The organism is Streptomyces sp. TG1A-8 (assembly GCF_030499535.1).
Taxonomy (GTDB): domain Bacteria; phylum Actinomycetota; class Actinomycetes; order Streptomycetales; family Streptomycetaceae; genus Streptomyces.
The window spans coordinates 3573683-3594371 of sequence record NZ_JASTLB010000001.1 but is presented as its reverse complement, the minus strand read 5'-3'; the positions used below and the strand labels follow the sequence as shown (position 1 = coordinate 3594371).

At 73.8% G+C, this 20689-nt stretch carries 18 protein-coding genes; 12 read left to right on the top strand and 6 right to left on the bottom strand.

Annotated features, from left to right (window positions below):
- The first annotated feature begins 18 nt into the window (after positions 1–18).
- Genes QQY24_RS15525 through QQY24_RS15510 form a run of 4 tightly spaced genes read left to right on the top strand, consistent with a single transcriptional unit; the run spans position 19 to position 4398 of the window.
- On the top strand, positions 19–909 hold the full coding sequence (locus QQY24_RS15525; RefSeq protein WP_301973279.1) for an NTP transferase domain-containing protein: 891 nt from the start codon (positions 19–21) through the stop codon (positions 907–909).
- Positions 906–2276: a molybdopterin molybdotransferase MoeA gene (locus tag QQY24_RS15520; protein ID WP_301973278.1), complete on the top strand. Its 1371-nt coding sequence runs from the start codon at positions 906–908 to the stop codon at positions 2274–2276. Before QQY24_RS15525 ends, QQY24_RS15520 begins: the two co-directional genes overlap by 4 nt.
- Positions 2273–3370, top strand: coding sequence for a TrkA family potassium uptake protein (locus QQY24_RS15515; RefSeq protein ID WP_301973277.1), 1098 nt, complete (start codon positions 2273–2275; stop codon positions 3368–3370). Before QQY24_RS15520 ends, QQY24_RS15515 begins: the two co-directional genes overlap by 4 nt.
- A 47-nt stretch (positions 3371–3417) precedes the next feature.
- A complete protein-coding gene (locus QQY24_RS15510; protein WP_301973276.1) occupies positions 3418–4398 on the top strand; it encodes an NAD(P)H-quinone oxidoreductase in 981 nt (326 codons plus the stop codon).
- 64 nt (positions 4399–4462) lie between these two features.
- On the opposite strand, the gene QQY24_RS15505 is transcribed toward QQY24_RS15510, so the two are convergent.
- Positions 4463–5155: a hypothetical protein gene (locus QQY24_RS15505; protein WP_301973275.1), complete on the bottom strand. Its 693-nt coding sequence runs from the start codon at positions 5153–5155 to the stop codon at positions 4463–4465.
- 174 nt (positions 5156–5329) lie between these two features.
- On the opposite strand from QQY24_RS15505, the gene QQY24_RS15500 reads away from it, so the two are divergent.
- On the top strand, positions 5330–5869 hold the full coding sequence (locus QQY24_RS15500) for a bacterial proteasome activator family protein (RefSeq protein WP_301976259.1): 540 nt from the start codon (positions 5330–5332) through the stop codon (positions 5867–5869).
- Between the two features lie 162 nt (positions 5870–6031).
- Here QQY24_RS15500 and QQY24_RS15495 read toward each other — a convergent pair whose 3' ends face one another.
- Positions 6032–7648 (bottom strand): protein kinase, encoded by a 1617-nt coding sequence (locus tag QQY24_RS15495; protein WP_301973274.1) that lies wholly within the window; start codon positions 7646–7648, stop codon positions 6032–6034.
- Positions 7649–8007: 359 nt separating this feature from the next.
- On the opposite strand from QQY24_RS15495, the gene QQY24_RS15490 reads away from it, so the two are divergent.
- Positions 8008–9585: a protein kinase gene (locus QQY24_RS15490; RefSeq protein ID WP_301973273.1), complete on the top strand. Its 1578-nt coding sequence runs from the start codon at positions 8008–8010 to the stop codon at positions 9583–9585.
- Between the two features lie 127 nt (positions 9586–9712).
- Here the strand turns inward: QQY24_RS15490 and QQY24_RS15485 are convergent, their stop codons facing one another.
- Positions 9713–10729, bottom strand: a complete 1017-nt coding sequence (locus QQY24_RS15485; protein WP_301973272.1) for a phosphotransferase — start codon at positions 10727–10729, stop codon at positions 9713–9715.
- A 536-nt stretch (positions 10730–11265) separates the two neighbouring features.
- Here QQY24_RS15485 and pdhA point away from each other — a divergent pair.
- From pdhA to QQY24_RS15470, 3 genes are read left to right on the top strand one after another with little or no spacing between them, the layout of a single operon-like run.
- On the top strand, positions 11266–12498 hold the full coding sequence (gene pdhA, locus QQY24_RS15480) for a pyruvate dehydrogenase (acetyl-transferring) E1 component subunit alpha (protein WP_301973271.1): 1233 nt from the start codon (positions 11266–11268) through the stop codon (positions 12496–12498).
- 44 nt (positions 12499–12542) lie between these two features.
- On the top strand, positions 12543–13508 hold the full coding sequence (locus tag QQY24_RS15475) for an alpha-ketoacid dehydrogenase subunit beta (RefSeq protein WP_301976258.1): 966 nt from the start codon (positions 12543–12545) through the stop codon (positions 13506–13508).
- A gap of 11 nt (positions 13509–13519) precedes the next feature.
- Entirely contained in the window at positions 13520–14974 is a 1455-nt protein-coding gene (locus QQY24_RS15470; protein ID WP_301973270.1) for a dihydrolipoamide acetyltransferase family protein, read from the top strand.
- Positions 14975–15062: 88 nt separating this feature from the next.
- Here the strand turns inward: QQY24_RS15470 and QQY24_RS15465 are convergent, their stop codons facing one another.
- Positions 15063–15950, bottom strand: a complete 888-nt coding sequence (locus tag QQY24_RS15465) for a D-alanyl-D-alanine carboxypeptidase family protein (RefSeq protein ID WP_301973269.1) — start codon at positions 15948–15950, stop codon at positions 15063–15065.
- Positions 15951–16273: 323 nt separating this feature from the next.
- On the opposite strand from QQY24_RS15465, the gene QQY24_RS15460 reads away from it, so the two are divergent.
- Positions 16274–16924, top strand: a complete 651-nt coding sequence (locus QQY24_RS15460) for a GntR family transcriptional regulator (protein WP_301973268.1) — start codon at positions 16274–16276, stop codon at positions 16922–16924.
- A complete protein-coding gene (locus QQY24_RS15455) occupies positions 16921–18216 on the top strand; it encodes a nitrate/nitrite transporter (RefSeq protein ID WP_301973267.1) in 1296 nt (431 codons plus the stop codon). Before QQY24_RS15460 ends, QQY24_RS15455 begins: the two co-directional genes overlap by 4 nt.
- 77 nt (positions 18217–18293) lie before the next feature.
- Here QQY24_RS15455 and QQY24_RS15450 read toward each other — a convergent pair whose 3' ends face one another.
- The gene (locus tag QQY24_RS15450) at positions 18294–19118 is read right to left on the bottom strand and encodes a maleylpyruvate isomerase family mycothiol-dependent enzyme (protein WP_301973266.1); all 825 of its coding nucleotides are present in this window, start codon (positions 19116–19118) and stop codon (positions 18294–18296) included.
- Positions 19119–19299: 181 nt separating this feature from the next.
- Between QQY24_RS15450 and QQY24_RS15445 the strand changes: the two genes are divergently transcribed.
- Positions 19300–20094: a carbon-nitrogen family hydrolase gene (locus QQY24_RS15445; protein ID WP_301973265.1), complete on the top strand. Its 795-nt coding sequence runs from the start codon at positions 19300–19302 to the stop codon at positions 20092–20094.
- 21 nt (positions 20095–20115) lie between these two features.
- On the opposite strand, the gene QQY24_RS15440 is transcribed toward QQY24_RS15445, so the two are convergent.
- Complete coding sequence (locus QQY24_RS15440; RefSeq protein ID WP_301973264.1) at positions 20116–20610, bottom strand: LURP-one-related/scramblase family protein; 495 nt, start codon at positions 20608–20610, stop codon at positions 20116–20118.
- Positions 20611–20689 lie beyond the last annotated feature (79 nt).

Genomic DNA, 20689 nt, shown 5'->3' with positions numbered 1-20689 from the left:
GCAGGACATACTCGGGGAGTGACCGACCACGCGCCCGCCGGGACCGCCGCGCCGTACGACGCCGTCGTGCTGGCGGGCGGCGCCGCCCGGCGGCTCGGCGGGGCCGACAAACCCGGCCTGCGGGTCGGCGGGCGGACCCTGCTCGACCGGGTGCTCGCCGCCTGCGCCGGCGCGCGCGCCACCGTCGTCGTCGCAGGCCCCCGGCCCACCGTCCGCCCGGTGCGCTGGACGCGCGAGGAGCCGCCCGGCGCCGGGCCGGTCGCCGCCCTGGAGGCCGGGCTGCGGCTCGTCACCGCGGAGCACGTCGCCGTCCTCTCCGCCGACCTGCCCTTCCTCGACGCCGCCGCGCTGCGGCGGCTGCTGGCCGCGCTGAGGGACACCGGCGCCGACGGTGCGCTGCTCACCGACGCCGACGGCCGCGACCAGCCGCTGGTGGCCGCCTACCGCACCACCGCGCTGCGCCGCGCGCTGGCGGACCTCGCCGCCGCGCACGGCGGCCTGGCCGGCCTGCCCCTGCGCCGGCTGACCGGCGCCCTCGACCTCACCCGTGTCCCGGACCCGTTCGCGTCCTTCGACTGCGACACCTGGGACGACCTCGTCAACGCCAGGGCACGCATCAGGGAGCATGGGCACGTGTTGGATGAATGGATCTCCGCAGTCAAGGACGAGCTGGGCATCGACCTGGACGTCGACACCGGCGTCCTGCTCGACCTGGCCCGCGACGCCGCGCACGGCGTGGCCCGGCCCGCCGCGCCGCTGACCACCTTCCTCGTCGGCTACGCCGCCGCCCAGGCCGGGGGAGGCCCCGAAGCGGTCGCGGCGGCGGCCCGCAAGGCCGCCGCGCTGGCGCTGCGCCAGGACGGGACCGGTGGGACCGGTGGGGGCGCCGTGGGCCCGGGTGCCGGATGACCGCCCCCGGCACCCGGGCCCAGACGCCCGCCGGGGACCACGACGACCTCGACGTCGAGGAGGCCCTGGCCCTCGTGAGGAAACCGCAGGACGACGGCCCCGTCCGCCGCCCGTCCGCCCCGTCCGCCCCGCACGGCGAGCGGCCGTCGGACCCGTGCGAGCACCACCGGGCCACACCCTGGCCGCGGGCCCGGGAGATCGCCGCGCGGGCCGCCCGCTCCGGTGCCCGCCGGGCTCCCGTCTCCGTGCCCCTCGCCGGCGCCCTCGGCCTGGTCCTGGCCGCGCCCCTCGACGCGCTCACCGACCTGCCCCCCTTCGACACCTCCGCGATGGACGGCTGGGCGGTCGCCGGACCGGGCCCCTGGCAGGTACGGGAGGGGGAAGCGCTCGCCGGGCACGCGCGGCCCGGACCGCTGACCGACGGCGAGGCCGTCCCCATCGCGACCGGCGCCCGCATCCCGGCCGACACCACCGCCGTGCTGCGCACCGAGCACGGCCGCACCGACGCCCAGGGCAGGCTGCACGCCACCCGGGAGATGGGCCACGGCAAGGACATCCGTCCGCGCGGCCAGGAGTGCCGCAGCGGCGACCGGCTGCTGCCCGCCGGCACCCTCGTCACCCCCGCCGTCCTGGGCCTCGCCGCGGCCGCCGGGTACGACACCGTCACCGCGGTGCCCCGGCCCCGCGTGGAACTGCTGGTCCTGGGCGACGAGCTGCTCACCGAGGGGCTCCCGCAGGACGGGCTGATCCGCGACGCGCTCGGTCCCATGCTGCCGCCCTGGCTGCGCGCGATGGGCGCCGAGGTCACCGCCGTGCGCCGGCTCGGCGACGGTGCCAGGGCCCTGCGCAGGGCCGTCACCGGCTCCAAGGCCGACCTCCTCGTCACCACCGGCGGCACCGCCGCCGGACCCGTCGACCACGTCCACTCCATCCTGGAACGCGTCGGCGCCGAACTCCTCGTCGACGGCGTCGAAGTGCGCCCCGGCCATCCCATGCTGCTGGCCCGCACCAAGGAGGACCAGCACCTCGTCGGTCTGCCCGGCAATCCCCTCGCGGCCGTCTCCGGCCTGCTGACGCTCGTCGAGCCCCTGCTGCGCGCCCTCGCCGCCCGCGTCGCCCCCGAGCCGTACGCGCTGCCGCTCGGGGAGGCGATGCACGGGCACCCGTACGACACCCGGCTCGTCCCCGTGGTGCTGCGCGGCGACCATGCCGTGCCGCTGCACTACAACGGCCCGGCCATGCTGCGCGGAATCGCCGCCGCGGACGCGCTGGCCGTCGTGCCGCCGGGCGGGGCCCGGTCGGGGGAGGAGACGGAACTGCTGGACCTGCCGTGGGCGGCCGCCGGGATCGGGGTGTGTTTCACGTGAAACTCCCGGGCCAGGACGTCATCGCCCGCCGGTCGGGCGAGCACCGGGTGACCCACCGGGTGGAACTCCCGGGGAAGGCGGTGGGGCACCCCGTCCACCAGGTCGCCAGGCGCATGGTGATGGCCCTGCTGGTGCTGGTCGCCACCGCGCTGATCGTCTACGCAGACCGCGCCGGCTACCACGACGACTCCGACGGTCCGGTCGATCTGCTCGACGCCTTCTACTACGCGACCGTCACCCTCTCCACCACCGGATACGGCGACATCACCCCGGTCAGCGACGGGGCCCGGCTGGCCAACACCCTCGTCATCACGCCCCTGCGCGTACTGTTCCTGATCATCCTGGTCGGTACCACGCTGGAGGTCCTCACCGAACGCACCCGGGAGGAATGGCGCCTGAACCGCTGGAGGTCCGCCTTGCGCGACCACACCGTCGTCATCGGCTTCGGCACGAAGGGCAGGTCGGCCGTCCAGACCGTGTGCGCGACCGGACTGAGGAAGGAGCAGGTCGTCGTGGTCGATCCCAGCTCCCGCGCGATCGACGCGGCGACCGCCGAGGGGTACGCGGGCGTCATGGGCGACGCCACCCGCACCGAGGTCCTCGTCCGGGCCGAGGTGCACAGGGCCCGGCAGATCATCGTCGCCCCGCAGCGCGACGACACCGCCGTGCTGGTCACCCTGACGGCCCGGCAGCTCAACCGGGGCGCGAAGATCGTGGCCGCCGTGCGCGAGGAGGAGAACGTCCCGCTGCTCAAGCAGTCCGGCGCCGACGCCGTCGTCACCAGCTCCGGTGCGGCCGGCCGGCTGCTCGGGCTGTCCATGCTCAGTCCCGCCGCCGGCATGGTCATGGAGGACCTGATCCAGCAGGGCAGTGGCCTGGACATCGTCGAACGCCCCGTGGTCCGGGCCGAGGCGGGCCGGACCCCGCGCGAGACGGACGACCTCGTGGTGAGCGTCATCCGCGGTCACCGGGTGCTCGGCTACGACGACCCGGCCGTCGGCACCCTCCAGCTGACGGACCGTCTGATCGCCATCGTCCGTGCCGCCCCGGGCACCCGGGTCACCCCGGACAACCGGCCGTTGCCCTCCGATTGAGCGGGCCTGCCCGGGATACGGCACGCGTGAGGAGTAGCGTCGCGTGCATGCATGCGATCACGATTCCCGAACCTGGTGGTCCCGAGGCGCTGGTGTGGGACGAGGTCCCCGATCCGGTCGCCGGTGAGGGGGAGGTGCTGGTCGAGGTGGTGGCCGGCGCCGTCAACCGTGCCGACATCCTGCAACGGCAGGGCTTCTACGACCCGCCGCCCGGCGCCTCCCCGTACCCCGGCCTGGAGTGCTCCGGCAGGATCGCCGCGCTCGGCCCCGGCGTCTCCGGCTGGGCCGTCGGCGACGAGGTGTGCGCGCTTCTCGCGGGCGGAGGCTACGCCGAGAAGGTCGCCGTCCCGGTGGGGCAGCTGCTGCCCGTGCCCGAGGGCGTCGACCTCAAGCAGGCGGCGGCGCTCCCCGAGGTGGTGTGCACGGTCTGGTCCAACGTCTTCATGGTCGCCCACCTGCGCCCCGGCGAGACCCTCCTCGTGCACGGCGGCTCCAGTGGCATCGGCACCATGGCGATCCAGCTGGCCAAGGCCGTCGGCGCGAAGGTCGCGGTGACGGCCGGGACGAAGGAGAAGCTGGACTACTGCGCCGGCCTGGGCGCGGACGTGCTCATCAACTACCGCGAGCAGGACTTCGTCGCCGAGATCGAGCGGGCCACGGACGGCGCGGGCGCCGACGTCATCCTGGACAACATGGGCGCCGCGTACCTGGACCGCAACGTCCGGGCGCTCGCCGTCAACGGACGCCTCGCGATCATCGGCATGCAGGGCGGTGCCCAGGGCGAGCTGAACATCGGCGCGCTGCTGCGCAAGCGGGCCGCCATCAGCGCGACCTCGCTGCGGGCCCGGCCGCTGAGCGAGAAGGCCGCCATCGTGGCCGCCGTGCACGAGCACGTGTGGCCGCTGCTGCCGACGCGGCGGGTGCGGCCGGTCGTCGACCGCGAGCTGCCGATGCCGGAGGCGGCCGAGGCCCACCGGGTGGTGGAGGCCAGCGGGCACATCGGGAAGGTGCTGCTGGTCGCGCCCTGACCGCGCCGGGGCCGGCCGGGCGCGCCGGCACCCGCCCGGCGCCCCCGCCGGGCACGGCCGCGGATCAGTCCCTGCGCACCCTGAGGCCCACGAACGCCAGGGCCAGTCCGAGACCGATCAGCACCAGGCCGCTGCCCAGCGGCAGGATCCGCAGGACGGGTTCGGCGGGGACCCCGCCCCGGCCGACGGCGTTCTGGGCCGGGGGCTGCTGCGGCTGCCGGTCCGGATCCGGGGCGGTCCCCTCGGGCGGGGCGGAGGCCGCCGGTGTCCCGTCCGGGACGTCCGCGGTCTCCGGCTCCTGCGGGGAGGCGGTGCCGGTGTCCCCGGTGCCGTCCCCGCCGTCCCCGGTACCTTCGCCTTCGCCTTCGCCTTGGTCTTCGTCCTCGGTCTCCGGTTCCTCCGGCCGGCCCGGCCGCATCCGGCCCTCACCGGCCCGGCTCCCGGCCCGGGACGGCCTGGGGGCCGCGGCGGAGGCGGAAGCCGGTGGCCGGCCCGGGAGGAGTTCCGGCAGGCGGACGGGAGCGTGTTCCGCGGAGCGGTCCGGGAGACGGCGGGGGGTCGGGTCCGGCGTCGGCCCCGCCGGGGCGGTGGCGGCCGGGGCGGTGACGGGAGCGGCGGGCCGGGGCGCGGGCGCGCGGGAGGCCGGCGGGACCGGCTCCGCGCCGTGCGCGGTGGGTGCGTCGTACGCGGGCAGGGCCGCCGCGAGGGCGAGCAGCAGCCCTGCGAGGCGGAGGGTGCGTCGCAGCCATGGAGTCACGCCGGTGACCTCCCGGAACCCAGGTGCCGTGATCGACGGAGGATCGAGGAAAACCAGCCTCACATCTCCTGGCACACCGGGCATTCCGGATTGCGCCGTCGGGTCTAAACGGCGGATCGGCCCCGTGAGGGGGCGGCGCGGTGATGAGGTGGACCCGTGCGAGAGAATGACGGCATGGAGATGCCGAGGAACGAACGGTCGCCGGAGAATCCCCAGATCCTCGTCGTGGGCCAGGACGGCCTCGCCCTGGGCGCTGGCGGGGACGAGGACTCCCGTGAGACTCCGGTGACGGAGCAGGTCGAGCAGCCGGCCAAGGTCATGCGGATCGGCAGCATGATCAAGCAGCTCCTGGAGGAGGTGCGGGCGGCTCCCCTGGACGAGGCGAGCCGGGTGCGGCTGAAGGAGATCCACGCCAGTTCGGTGAAGGAGCTGGAGGACGGGCTGGCGCCGGAGCTGGTCGAGGAGCTGGAGCGGCTGTCCCTGCCCTTCACGCACGAGGCGACCCCGAGCGACGCGGAGCTGCGCATCGCGCAGGCCCAGCTGGTGGGCTGGCTGGAGGGCCTTTTCCACGGGATCCAGACGACGCTGTTCGCCCAGCAGATGGCCGCGCGGGCCCAGCTGGAGCAGATGCGGCGCGCCCTGCCGCCGGGCGTGGCCCCCGAAGGCGTCGACGACCCCCGCGCGGGCGGCCGTTCGGGCGGCCCGTACCTGTAAGCCGTACGCACCAAGGGCCCGGCGGACGTCCGCCGGGCCCTGTCACGTGCGCGTCAGGCGCGTCCGCCGCGGGGCCGGCCCCCGGGCGGGCGACGGGAGCGCGACGCCGGAGCCCGGGCCCCCTCGTTCGGACCGCGCCGGCACGAACCGGGCGGAAAGGACCTAGGCGGGGTTGCCCGTGGACACGTTGAGCTGGATCTCCACGTCCTTGGGGTCGACGTCCGTGCCGGGCTTGGGGAACTGGTCGATGACCGCGCCCTGCCCGTAGGTGTTCTCGTCGACGTCCTTGGTCGTCACCTGCCAGCCCGCGGCCTGGGCGCACTCCTTGACGGACTTGACGTACTTGAACCGGAAGTCCGGGATCTGGATCTTGTCCGGGTCGTTGTACGACTCCTCGGGCTCCGTGCACTTGGTCTTCTCGACCGTCTTGGTGGTGTCCGGTCCCCGGTAGCCGGCCGCGTGGGACGTGACCGAGGGGCTGGCGGTGCCGCTGCCCGTGGCCTCGTTCTCACCGCCGTTGTTCATCGTCAGCGCGACGATCAGGCCGACGACCGCCACGAGGGCCACCGCGACCGAGCCGATGATCACCGGCTTGCTGCCGCGGCCGCCGCCCCCGCCGGTGGACTGCACGGAGGTCGGGGCCGTGAGGTGGTACGGCGCGGCGGTCGGCGTCGGGTGCTGTCCGTACCCGGCCGCGGGCGTCTGGTAGCCGCCCTGCTGCGGGTAGCCGTACGACGGGGCCGCGGTGCCGTACGGGTGCGGGGCCGGCTGGTACGGCGTCTGCACCTGGCCGTGCGGGGCCGGGGCCGACTGGTCGACCGGCGGGAACACCGCGGAGCCGACGCCCGCGCCGCTCTGCGTCGGCGCGGCGCCCGGCACGATGCTCGGCGGGGCCGCCTGGACGGAGGCGGCGACCCGCAGGCAGGCGTCCCGCATGGCCTCGGCGGTGGGGAAACGCTCGTTCGGGTTCTTCTTCAGCGCGCGGGCGACCAGCGCGTCCACCGCGGGCGGCAGTGCGCGGTTGACCGACGAAGGAGCCACCGGCTCCTCCTGCACGTGCGCGTACGCGATCGCCAGCGGCGAGTCCGCGTCGAACGGCAGCCGCCCGGTGACCAGTTGGAACAGCATGATGCCGACCGAGTACAGGTCGGAGCGGGCGTCCACGCCCCGGCCCAGGGCCTGTTCGGGCGAGAGGTACTGCGGGGTGCCGACGACCATGCCGGTCTGGGTCATCGAGGTGACGCCGGACTGCATGGCGCGGGCGATGCCGAAGTCCATGACCTTGACCACGCCGCGCTTGGTCATCATGACGTTGCCCGGCTTGATGTCGCGGTGGACCAGCCCCATCTCGTGGCTGATCTCCAGCGCCGCCAGCACGTCCGCGGTGATCCGCAGCGCCTTGTCGGCCGGCATCGCCCCGTGCCGGTGGACGTCCTCGTCGAGGACCGAGCCCAGCGGGTGGCCCTCGACGTACTCCATGACGATGTACGGCGTCGTCAGGCCGTCCAGCTCGTCCTCGCCGGTGTCGAAGACGGAGACGATGTTGGTGTGCGTGAGCTTGGCCACGGCCTGGGCCTCGCGCCGGAACCGCTCGCGGAAGGCCTGCTCCCGGCCGAGCTCGGTGTGCAGGGTCTTGATCGCGACCTGCCGGTCGAGCACGGCGTCGTACGCCAGGTGGACCGAGGCCATGCCGCCCTCGCCGAGCAAGTCGCGCAGCTGGTAGCGGCCGCCGGCCAGCGCCCGCCCCGCGTACCGGCCCCGTGCGCCGTCCTGGCTCATGTTCCCGCGTCCCCCACTGGCCGTCCGGCGCCGTCGTCGATCGGACAGGAACTGATCGGACCGGCCTCGGATCGAATGTGTCATTCCCGGCCAAGTCTGCCCCAGGGCACGGACACGTCAAGCTCGGTGCCCGTTCCGTGACCGTACGCGAAAGAAGCGTCGCGGAAGCGTTACCGCGGGCGTACGGCCGGTGCACAGGATTTGCACGACAGTGCCCGGTGGGGGTTTCATGACCGGTCCGTCTCGGACCGGTCCGGGTGGCGGCCCCGGACCGGAGGCTTGCGCGAAGGCTGTAGCGTGGCCGACGGAGACCGTGACAACACCGCGCGCACCGCGGGCAGAAACGACGGCGAGGACCGATGGCACAGACGCACAGCGCCCAGGGCCCGTCCGACCCCGAGGCGACTGGCGGCGGCATGTCAGACGCGCCGGAGACGTGGGGCAACGGAGGGGTCGTCGGCGACGGCCGGTACCGGCTGACCCACCGGCTCGGCCGGGGCGGCATGGCCGAGGTGTTCGCCGCCGAGGACGTCCGCCTGGGGCGGACCGTCGCGGTGAAGCTGCTCCGTGCCGACCTCGCCGAGGACCCGGTCTCCAAGGCCCGCTTCACGCGCGAGGCCCAGTCGGTGGCCGGGCTCAACCACCACGCGATCGTCGCCGTGTACGATTCCGGCGAGGACTTCGTGGGCGGCCAGTCGGTGCCGTACATCGTGATGGAGCTCGTCGAGGGCCGCACGATCCGCGACCTGCTGATGAACTCCGAGGCGCCGGGCCCCGAGCAGGCCCTGGTCATCGTCTCCGGGGTGCTGGAGGCGCTCGCCTACTCGCACCAGCACGGCATCGTGCACCGCGACATCAAGCCGGCCAACGTCATCATCACCGACAGCGGCGCGGTGAAGGTGATGGACTTCGGCATCGCCCGCGCCCTGCACGGCGCGTCCACGACGATGACCCAGACCGGCATGGTCATGGGCACCCCCCAGTACCTCTCCCCGGAGCAGGCGCTCGGCAAGGCCGTCGACCACCGCTCCGACCTGTACGCGACCGGCTGCCTGCTGTACGAACTGCTCGCGCTGCGGCCCCCGTTCACCGGCGAGACGCCGCTGTCGGTGGTCTACCAGCACGTCCAGGACATGCCGGTGCCGCCCTCCCGGGTCGCCGACGGGGGCTGCCCGCCGGAGCTGGACGGCCTGGTGATGCGCTCGCTCGCCAAGGACCCCGACGACCGGTTCCAGACCGCCGAGGAGATGCGCGGCCTGGTCCAGTACGGCCTGCAGATGCTGTACGAGGCGGGCGGCCACACCGGCACCTGGAACACCGGGCCGGTCGCCGCCCACGACGGACGGCACACCCCCGCGGGCGGCTTCGCGGGCACGGCCGTCATGCCCCACCCCGCGGACGCCTCCGGCACGGCGCAGATCCCGCGCACCGTCCTGCCCACCGGGTACGGCCGCGGCGACGACGGCGGCTTCGAGGGGCAGGGCAACAAGGGCAGCGGACGCGGCAAGCTGTGGATCCTGGCCGTCCTCGCGGTGGTCGCCATCGCGGCGGGCGTCGCCCTCGCGCTCAACAAGGGCGGCGGCGACAGCGGCGGCGGCACGGACCCGACGCCGACCCACTCGCCGTCCAAGAAGGACGACACGGCCTCCCGGACGCCGTCCGACGACACCACCGACCAGCCCACGGGCACGACCACCGACGACGACACGGACACGGGCACCGGTTCGAACTGGACGCCGTCGTACACGCCGTCGTACACCCCGTCGCAGGAGCAGACCTCCGGCCCGACGGACGAGCCGTCGGCCCCGCAGACCTCGCAGCCGCCGTCGGCCCCGCAGACCTCGCAGCCGCAGCCCTCGAACCCGGCGACGGACCCGGCGGACGGCGGCACGGACGAGGGCGCCACGGACGGCGACACGGGCGGGGACGGCACTTGAAGCGCACCGGCTCCGTCCGACCCGGTGCCGCAGTGACCTGACGCCGCGGCGGGAGGGCGCCCCCCGCGCGCGCGGGCGGCGGCCCCCCGCCCGTGTGCCTTCCGGGGGCCTCCGGGGCCCGCGCGCCTCACCGCACGAACGCGTCGCACACCGCCTCGTACTCGCGGGTCCACCACACGGCGAGGGCCGAGGCGGCCGGGAACTGGCAGTCGGCGCGGGTGTCGCCGCGCTCGTAGTGCCAGCGCAGCATCCAGAAGTCGTTCAGGCGTTCCCACCACACCCGGTGCACGGCCGCCGCCAGCTCCGCGGGCGCGGCCTTCGCCGCACGCCGGTAGGCGCGCGCGTACGCCCGCACCTTCGGCAGGTCCAGCATGCCCGCGGGCCGGACGAAGAAGATCGCGGCGGCCCGTACGGCCTCCTCCGCGCGGGGCTGCACGCCGAGCCGGTCCCAGTCCACGATGGCGGCCGGGGCGTCCCCCTTGTAGAGCAGGTTGAAGGGGTGGAAGTCGCCGTGCACCCAGCCCACCGAGCCGCCGCGCGGCGGGCGCCGGTGCGCGTGCTGTTCCAGGAGCGCGCGGCGCTCCAGCAGCCGGTGCCGGGCCAGTTCGTCGAAGGCGTCGGCGGGGCGGTGGCGGCGGGCGTGGGACAGCAGGTCCTCGATGAGCGCGAAGGTGTCACAGGGGTCGGCGCTCTCCACCGGGTGCGGGCTCGTGGCCGGACGCGTGCGCGCCTTGGGCGGCATCACCCGCTCCAGACAGGCGTGCACGGCCCCCAGGAGCGCTCCCAGGCGCGCGCTGGCCCCCCGGGTCAGCTGGCCGCCGTGGCGGTGCCTGCCGTCGATCCAGGGGTGCAGGGCGTAGGCGTGACCGCCGACCACGGCGACCGTGCGGCCCCCGCGGTGCGCGAGCGGCGGGGCGACCGGGACGCCGAGGTCGGCCAGGCGCTGGGTGGCCCGGTGCCGGCGTTCGATGGCGGCCGGGTCGGCGGTGTCCGGGTCGAAGTGGTGCTTGAGGAAGTAGCGGCCGCGCGTGGTGCGCAGCCGGTAGCCGCGGTTGAGCAGGCCCTGGTCGACGGGCTCGCAGGCGAGGGCCGTACCGGCGGCGTAGAGGCGAAGCAGAGCGCCCAGAGGGGGCGCGTGGGGCACGTGGGGTGGTACACAAGAGCGCGGCACGCGGCTGATGCTAGGGCACGGAAAAGGGGCTGTGAGCTGCGGCTTGTCACACCCGGTCACCGTTAGTCGCATTCGGTCACGGGGTGGTCCGGAGAGGACAGGCGGGGGGTCGGCCGGCAACGCGCGGGGCGGACCGGAACGGCCGAAAGTCATCGGCGGGTTCCCGGCCCCCCGCGGACTCCCCTCTTTTTCCGGTCGGCCGTCCGACTCTTCCCGTGCCCGGGGTGGCCGGGATAACGTGCCGTTGCTCCGGCCTCCTGCAAGGCTGTGACCAGCGACTCTCAAGGCTCTGTGGATTTACTTGGAAATCCAAGCAAAAACGCAGGTCAGGTGGGGTTTCACAGAAATGTGGAGTACTGGGTAACGTAAATCTCGCAGGGCGCTCGCCGGGGCACCTGTCACGCCTGTTCCCGGCCGAGTGGCACCCACCCCGTGCCCGGTGGTCGACAACAGGTGAGCCGCACTGGCCTACCGGCAACCCCGGGGGCCGGAACGACGGAGGAGCACACGTGACCGTGGACAGCAGTGCCACGCGCAAGCCGCGACGCAGCGCCGCAGGCAAGGCCGGCACCACCGGCAGCAAGGCCGGCAGCGCCGGCCCCCAGCGCACCGCCCGCGCCACCCGCGCCGGCGCGCAGGAGAGCACCGAGCCGCAGCTCGTGCAGCTCCTGACGCCCGGGGGCGAGCGGGTCGAGAACGCAGAGAACGCGGCGTACGAGCCCTACGTCGCCGCGATCACCCCCGAAGAGCTGCGCGGCCTGTACCGCGACATGGTGCTCACCCGCCGCTTCGACGCCGAGGCCACCGCCCTGCAGCGCCAGGGCGAGCTGGGCCTGTGGGCCTCGCTGCTCGGCCAGGAGGCCGCCCAGATCGGTTCCGGCCGGGCCACCCGCGAGGACGACTACGTCTTCCCGACCTACCGCGAGCACGGCGTCGCCTGGTGCCGCGGGGTCGACCCGACCAACCTGCTCGGCATGTTCCGCGGCGTGAACAACGGCGGCTGGGACCCCAACGGCAACAACTTCCACCTGTACACGATCGTCATCGGCTCGCAGGCGCTGCACGCCACCGGGTACGCCATGGGGATCGCCAAGGACGGCGCGGACGCGGCCGTCATCGCCTACTTCGGCGACGGCGCCTCCAGCCAGGGCGACGTGGCCGAGGCGTTCACCTTCTCCGCGGTCTACAACGCCCCGGTGGTCTTCTTCTGCCAGAACAACCAGTGGGCGATCTCCGAGCCCACCGAGAAGCAGAGCCGCGTGCCGCTCTACCAGCGCGCCCGGGGCTTCGGCTTCCCGGGCGTCCGGGTGGACGGCAACGACGTGCTGGCCTGCCTCGCGGTCACCAGGTGGGCGCTGGAGCGCGCCCGCAACGGCGAGGGCCCCACCCTGGTCGAGGCGTACACCTACCGCATGGGCGCCCACACCACCTCCGACGACCCCACCCGCTACCGTCACGACGACGAGCGCGCCGCCTGGGAGGCCAAGGACCCGATCCTGCGCCTGCGCCGGTACCTGGAGGCCTCGAACCACGCGGACGACGGGTTCTTCGCGGAACTCGAGAGCGAGTCCGAGGCGTTGGGCAAACGAGTGCGCGAGGTGGTCCGTGCCATGCCGGACCCGGACCACCTAGCCATCTTCGAGAACGTGTACGCGGACGGGCACGCGCTCGTCGACGAGGAGCGAGCCCAGTTCGCCGCCTACCAGGCGTCGTTCGCGGACGCAGAGGCAGAGGGGGTCTGATCATGGCAGCGCACACCGTGGCCGCACCGAGCGCCACCAGGACCATGGCGCTGGCGAAGGCGATCAACGAGTCGCTGCGCCGCGCCCTGGAGGCGGACCCCAAGGTCCTCGTCATGGGCGAGGACGTCGGCAAGCTCGGCGGTGTCTTCCGGGTCACCGACGGCCTGCAGAAGGACTTCGGCGACGAGCGGGTCATCGACACCCCGCTCGCCGAGTCCGGCATCGTCGGCACCGCCATCGGCCTGGCCCTGCGCGGCTACCGCCCGGTGGTGGAGATCCAGTTCGACGGCTTCGTCTTCCCGGCCTACGACCAGATCGTCACGCAGCTCGCGAAGATGCACGCCCGCTCCCTGGGCAAGGTCAAGCTGCCGGTCGTCGTCCGCATCCCCTACGGCGGCGGCATCGGCGCGGTCGAGCACCACTCGGAGTCCCCCGAGGCGCTGTTCGCGCACGTGGCCGGCCTGAAGGTCGTCTCGCCGTCCAACGCGTCCGACGCGTACTGGATGATGCAGCAGGCCATCCAGAGCGACGACCCGGTGATCTACTTCGAGCCCAAGCGCCGCTACTGGGACAAGGGCGAGGTCGCCACCGACGCGATCCCCGGCCCGCTGCACCGGGCACGGGTCGTGCGCGAGGGCACCGACCTGACCCTGGCCGCCTACGGGCCGATGGTGAAGCTGTGCCAGGAGGCCGCCGACGCGGCGGCCGAGGAGGGCAAGTCCCTGGAGGTCCTCGACCTGCGCTCGATCTCCCCGCTGGACTTCGACACCGTCCAGGCGTCCGTGGAGAGGACCCGCCGCCTGGTCGTGGTCCACGAGGCCCCGGTGTTCCTCGGCTCCGGCGCGGAGATCGCCGCCCGGATCACCGAGCGCTGCTTCTACCACCTGGAGGCCCCGGTGCTCCGGGTCGGCGGCTACCACGCCCCCTACCCGCCGGCGCGCCTGGAGGAGGAGTACCTGCCGGGTCTGGACCGGGTGCTCGACGCCGTCGACCGTGCCCTGGCGTACTGAGGAGAGGGTTCGTGACGACGATGACGGAAGCTTCCGTACGCGAGTTCAAGATGCCCGACGTGGGCGAGGGGCTCACCGAGGCCGAGATCCTCAAGTGGTACGTCCAGCCGGGTGACACGGTCAGCGACGGCCAGGTGGTGTGCGAGGTCGAGACCGCCAAGGCGGCCGTCGAACTGCCCATCCCCTACGACGGCGTGGTCCGCGCACTGCACTTCCCCGAGGGCACCACGGTGGACGTGGGCACGGCCATCATCGCGGTGGAGGTGGCCGGCGGCGCGCCCGCGCAGGCGCCCGCCGGACGGCCCGGGGAGCAGGCCGGGGCCGGACGGCCGCAGGCGGAGCCCGGGCAGCCGCAGCAGGAGTCCGGGCCGGCGGCCCGCCAGCCGGTCCTGGTCGGCTACGGCGTGGCCGCCTCCTCCACCAAGCGCCGCCCGCGCAAGGGTCCCGGGACCGCGGTCCCGGTCGCCGCCCAGGCGGCCGTGGCGGTCCAGGCCGAGCTGAACGGCCACGGCGCTCCCGCCGCCCCGGCCCGGCCCCGCCCGCTGGCCAAGCCGCCGGTGCGCAAGCTGGCCAAGGACCTCGGCGTCGACCTCGCCGCGATCACGCCCTCCCGCCCGGACGGCGTCATCACCCGCGAGGACGTCCACGCGGCGGCCGTCCCGGCGGCGCCCGAGCCCGCGGTGCGGACCGCGCCCGCCGCGGCGGCGCCCGCCCCGGTCACCGCCGTCCCGGCCGCCCCGGCCCCGGCGGTGGCGCACGACGGCGCGCGCGAGACCCGCGTCCCGGTCAAGGGCGTCCGCAAGGCGACGGCGGCGGCGATGGTCGGCTCGGCGTTCACGGCGCCGCACGTCACGGAGTTCGTGACGGTGGACGTGACGCGCACGATGAAGCTGGTGGAGGAGCTCAAGCAGGACCGGGAGTTCCAGGGCCTGCGCGTGAACCCCCTCCTGCTGATCGCCAAGGCCCTGCTGGTGGCCGTCAAGCGCCACCCGGAGATCAACGCGTCCTGGGACGAGGCCGCCCAGGAGATCGTGCTCAAGCACTACGTCAACCTGGGCATCGCGGCGGCGACCCCCCGCGGCCTGATCGTCCCGAACATCAAGGACGCCCACGCCAAGACGCTGCCGCAGCTGGCGGAGGCGCTCGGCGAGCTGGTCTCCACCGCCCGCGAGGGCAGGACGTCCCCGGCCGCGATGCAGGGCGGCACGGTGACCATCACCAACGTGGGCGTCTTCGGCGTCGACACCGGCACGCCGATCCTGAACCCCGGCGAGTCGGCGATCCTCGCGGTCGGCGCGATCAAACTCCAGCCGTGGGTCCACAAGGGCAGGGTCAAGCCGCGCCAGGTCACCACCCTGGCCCTCAGCTTCGACCACCGCCTGGTCGACGGCGAACTGGGCTCCAAGGTCCTGGCGGACGTGGCGGCCGTCCTGGAACAGCCGAAGCGGCTGATCAGCTGGGCGTGACGTCCCCGCCCGGCGCGGGCCCCGGACCACGAAGGGGGCGGTCGCACACCGCGGTGTGCGACCGCCCCCTTCCGCCGGCGCGCGGGTGTCAGCCGAGCTTGGTGAAGCCGTAGCCGAGGAGCTTCTTGGCGTCCGACTCGCGCTGGGGGATGGAGCTGGAGGCGAGGACGGTGCCGATGACGGTCCTGCCGCCCCGGGTCGCCGCGAAGACCAGGCAGTACTTGGCCTCGGGGCCGGAGCCGGTCTTGACGCCGATGGTGCCGCTGTAGCTGCTGAGGAGCCCGTTGGTGTTGACCCACGCGTTCATCGTGCGGGTGCTGCCCGTCTTGGTGATCGTCTTCGCCGTGTACTGCTTGGTCTTGACGATCGTGCGGAACGTGGAGTTCTTCATCGCGCTGCTGGCGATCTTCGTCAGGTCGCGCGGCGTGGAGTAGTTGGAGCCGTTGCCGATGCCGTCGAACGAGTCGAAGTGCGTGTGCGTCAGGCCCAGGCCCTTCGCGGCCGTGTTCATCTTGCCGATGAAGCTCGACACGCGCGCGGCCCGGGTGGAGCCGCTGCCGTACTTGTCGGCGAGCGCGTAGGCCGCGTCGCAGCCGGAGGGCAGCATCAGGCCGTACAGCAGCTGCCGGACGGTGACCTTGTCACCGACGATCAGGTGCGCCTGCGAGGCGTTGTTCTTGACGACGTAGTCGCTGTACGCCTTCTGGATCGTCACCTTGGCGTCGAGGTTGAGGTTCGACTGGGAGAGCACGACCTTGGCGGTCATGATCTTGGTGGTGGAGCCGGTGGACCGCGTGGTGTCCGCTGCCTTGGTGTACAGCGTCCTGGCGTTCGCGTTGTCCATCACGAAGCCGCCCTTGGCCACGATCGAGGGCGCGGTGACGGCCTGCGCGGGTGCCGCGGTGAGGGCCCCGGTGGTGAGCAGCGCGCCGGAGGTGGCGACGACGGCGGCGGCTCGGCGGATGCGGGTGCCCATGATGCCGGTAATCAAAGTGAAGTACCCCGATTGTCTGTAATGCCCCTGGTGTGCGGCCAGTTGAGGCGGCGCCAGAGTGGGGCCGCACGTATGGGACACGTAAGTAGCACAAAAGGTTGTGCGGCCGCTCCGGGGAATTCCTTTCCGGCCAAACGCCGGCCGCGGACCACCGTCCGGCCGCCCGCCGACCGCCCGCCGCCCACCTCGGTCCGCATGCCGCGGCCCGCGGCCCGTCCGTCCCTCGGACCGCGGCCCGTCCGTCCCGCGGTCCGCATCCTGGACGGCCCCGCCCCATGGGTACGTGTTGTATCTATGCTGTGGACATGCAAACGGTCCTCAAGCAGCCACCCGCCGCCGACCGCGTCTACGACCACGTCAAGCAGGGCGTCCTCGACCGCCGCTACGAGGGCGGGACCCTCCTGACCGAAGGGGAGCTGGCCGAGGCCGTGGGGGTCTCGCGCACCCCCGTCCGCGAGGCGCTGCTGCGCCTGCAGGCGGAGGGGCTGCTCCGGCTCTACCCGAAGAAGGGCGCCCTGGTCCTGCCGGTCTCCGCGCAGGAGATCGCCGACGTGGTCGAGACCCGGCTGCTGGTGGAGACGCACGCGGCCCGCAAGGCCGTGCCCGCCCCGCCGGGCCTGCTGGAGCGGCTGACCGAGCTGCTGGAGCGGCAGAAGGCGCAGGCCGCGGCCGGCGACCTGGCCGGCGCCGCGGTGACCGACCGCTGCTTCCACGCCGAGATCGTCCGCAGCGGCGGCAACGAGATCCTCTCCCGCCTCTACGACCAGCTGCGCGACCGCCAGCTCAGGATGGGCGTCGCCGTCATGCACTCCCACCCCGGCCGGATCGCCAAGACGCTCGCCGAGCACGGGGACATCCTGGCCGCGCTGCGCGCCGGGGACGCGGAGGCCGCCGTGGAGGCCGTGCGCCGGCACGTCAGCTGGGTCTCACACCTGGCGCGGGGGGAGGCCCGGTGAGCAACGCCACCCTGCCGGGCGATCCCCCCGGCGGCCGCCGCGCCGTGACCGTGTGGTCCGTCGGCGTCGCGGTCTACTTCGTCGCCGTCATCTTCCGCACCTCCCTGGGCGTCGCCGGGCTGGACGCGGCCGACCGCTTCCACGTCAACGCCTCCGCCCTGTCCACGTTCTCCATCCTCCAGCTGCTGGTCTACGCCGGCATGCAGATACCCGTCGGCCTGCTGGTCGACCGGCTCGGCACCAAGCGGGTGCTGAGCATCGGCGCCGTGCTGTTCACGGCCGGGCAGCTGGGCTTCGCCTTCTCCCCGTCGTACGGCACGGCGCTCGCCTCCCGGGCGCTGCTCGGCTGCGGGGACGCGATGACCTTCATCAGCGTGCTGCGGCTGGGCACCCGCTGGTTCCCGGCCCGGCGCGGACCGCTGGTCGCGCAGCTCGCGGGCCTGACCGGCATGGCCGGCAACCTCGTCTCCACCCTCGTCCTCGCCCGGCTGCTGCACGGTGTCGGCTGGACCCCGGCGTTCGCGGGCAGCGCCCTGGCCGGCGCGGTCGTCCTCGTCCTCACGCTGCTGTTCCTGAAGGACCACCCCGAGGGGCACGAGCCCGAGCCGTTCCCGCACCGGGGCGCCGCCTACGTCCGCCGGCAGATCGCCGCCTCCTGGCGGGAGCCCGGCACCCGGCTGGGCCTGTGGGTGCACTTCACCACCCAGTTCCCGGCGATGGTGTTCCTGCTGCTGTGGGGCCTGCCGTTCCTGGTCGAGGCGCAGGGACTCAGCCGGGCCGCGGCCGGCGACCTGCTCACCCTGGTCGTCCTGTCCAACATGGCGGTCGGTCTGGTCTACGGCCAGATCGTCGCCCGGCTCCACGCGGCCCGGCTGCCGCTGGCCCTCGGCACGGTGGCGGCGACGGCGCTCGTGTGGGCGGCCACGCTCGCCTGGCCCGGCGCGCACGCCCCCGGGTGGCTGCTGGTGGTCCTCTGCGCGGTCCTCGGCGCCTGCGGCCCGGCCTCGATGCTCGGCTTCGACTTCGCCCGCCCGGCCAACCCGCCCGAGCGCCAGGGCACCGCCTCCGGCATCACCAACATGGGCGGCTTCACCGCCTCCATGACGACGCTGCTGGCGGTCGGGGTCCTGCTGGACGCCACCGGCGACGACTACACGGTGGCCTTCTCCGCCGTGTTCGTCCTACAGGCCCTCGGCATCAGCCAGATCCTGCGGCTGCGGGCACGGGCGGCCCGCCGGGAGCGCGAGCGGCTGGTGGCCAGCCGGGTGGAGACGGTGCACGTCCCGGCGTGAGCCGCACGCGCCGGCCGCCCGTGGCGGGCCGGAGGACCGGACGTCCGGCGCGGGATCCCGGCGCCGGCGGGGTGCCGCTACGGCGTCACCGCGAAGTTGCGCAGGATCGCCGCCGCCAGGTCCTGGTCCCCCTCCGCCTTCACCCGGTCCGCCACCGCCTCCGGGCCGACCCGGCCGCAGGCCAGGCGGACGTACGTCTCCCAGTCGAGGGTGAGGGTGGCGGCGGGGCCGAGCGCGGGGACGGTCTCCAGGGTGCCGCGCCCCTGGATGTCGATGCGGATCGTGCGCAGGAACTCGACCGGGCCGTGCACGTCGAACACGACCGCCGAGCTGCGCGGCGCGTTCGCGTCCTTGGCGACGACCTTGGGCAGGGCCTCCAGCAGCAGGTCCCGGGCGACGTACGCGCCGGCCGAGTCCAAATTGCCGGGGAGGCCCAGGGCGGTGCGCAGGTCCTGCTCGTGCACCCACACGTCGAACGCCCGCATGCGCATGGCCCGTTCGAGGGTGATCTCGGTGCTCACCGGGCCGCGCACCTTGGTGCCGGGGTCGCGGGACTCGTTGCGCAGCTGGCGGTTGCGGCGGATGATCGTGTACTCCAGCTCGGCCGTCATCTCCGGCGCCGTGTGGTGGCGGCGCACGTCGACCTGCATCTCCATGTAGCGCTGGTGCTCGTTGGTGACGTGGAAGAGGTCGCGCGGCAGGGCGTGGATGGGCCGCGGGTCGCCGAGCATCTCGCAGTCCATGCCGATCACGTGCGACACCACGTCCCGCACCGACCAGCCGGGGCATGGGGTCCGCCGGTTCCACTCGGCCTCGGCGAGGGGCTGCACCAACTCGGATATCGCGTCCACAGAGTGGGTCCAGGCGTCGGCGTAGGGCTGGAGGGTGGGATGCAGACTCACGGAACGGGACCCCTCGGCGGTCGGTACACGGGCGGTTGCGGCGGTGTTGCCAGCGGGCGGCGGCTGCACTCGGCGGGCGTCTTGAAACGCTAAGTTACGCTGCTGTGGGACACCCCGGCAGTGCTTTCGTGTGACGATCGTAGGCCTGTGTGGACGACTCGAATGCCAGGACGGTGGTAGTGTGCGCGCCTCGCTGATCCAGATCGCCGTAGACGAGGGCGAATCGGTAGCCGCCCGGCGGCAGCGCGTGGCCGCGCTGGTCCGCGAGCAGGCCGGTGCCGACCTCGTCGTGCTCCCCGAACTGTGGACCACCGGTGCCTTCGCCTACCGGGAGTTCGGTCCGCACGCCGAGCCGCTCGAAGGCCCCACCCACGAGGCGATGGCCCGGGCCGCGAGCGACGCGGGCGTGTGGCTGCACGCCGGCTCCGTCCCGGAGCGCGACCCGGACGGCTCCCTCTACAACACCTCCCTCGTCTTCTCCCCCGCCGGTGAGCTGGTCGCGGCCTACCGCAAGATCCACCGCTTCGGCTTCGACCAGGGCGAGGCGGTGCTGATGGGCGCCGGGCGGGACCCGGTGACGGTCCGGCTGCCCGCGACCACCCTGGGCGTGGCCACCTGTTACGACCTGCGTTTCCCCGAGCTCTTCCGCTCCCTCGTCGACGCCGGCGCCGAGACGCTGGTGATCCCGGCGGGCTGGCCCGAGCGGCGGCGCGCGCACTGGACGCTGCTGGCCCGGGCGCGGGCGGTGGAGAACCAGGCGTTCGTGCTCGCCTGCGGAACGGCCGGGACGCACGCGGGAGTCCCACAGGCGGGTCACTCGATCGTGGTGGATCCGTGGGGCGAGGTGCTCGCGCGGGCGGGCGCCGGCGAGGAGGTCCTCACCGTCGACCTGGACCCGACGAGGGTGGCGGCCACCCGCGAGCAGTTCCCGGCCCTGAAGGACCGGGTGCTGGGCCTGGCGCCGCCCCGCCGCTGACCCCCGGCCGGTCCCCCGCCGCTAGTCCTCCTCCCGTTCCTTCTCGGCCAGGTGGATCACGCACACCGCCACCGCGATCAGCAGGGCCGGGTCCGCGTCCTCCCGCACGACGTCGACGCCGTACGTCTCCCGGACGTGCAGCCACCGCCGGGAGATCACCGCGAGCAGTTCGCCGTCGTACTCGACGGCGAACTCGCGGTCCAGGACCTTGCCGCTGACGTCCAGCTCGGTGCCGTCGGCGAGCCGCACCCGGTAGTGGTTGCGCAGCAGGGACAGCCGCTTGCGCCTGATGGTGGCCAGGTCCTCGCCGTCCCGCCCGATCACCATGGTGTCGCGCAGGGCGAGCATCTTCTGGTGGATGTCGATCAGGACCCGCCCCTGGGCGTCCTTCAGCTCGAAGGTGTCCCGCACCCGCATGGCCTTGCCGTCGACGAGGAACACCTTCCGGCCGTGCTCGTCCTCGATCCAGTAGTCGTCACCGATGCCGAGGAGCCGGTCGCGTACGAGGAATCTCATGCCGTTACGGCTTCCCCGGCCGGGGGTGATCGTCACAGCACGGGACGGACGGCTGCCCCGCCGCCCCCGGCGCACCGGC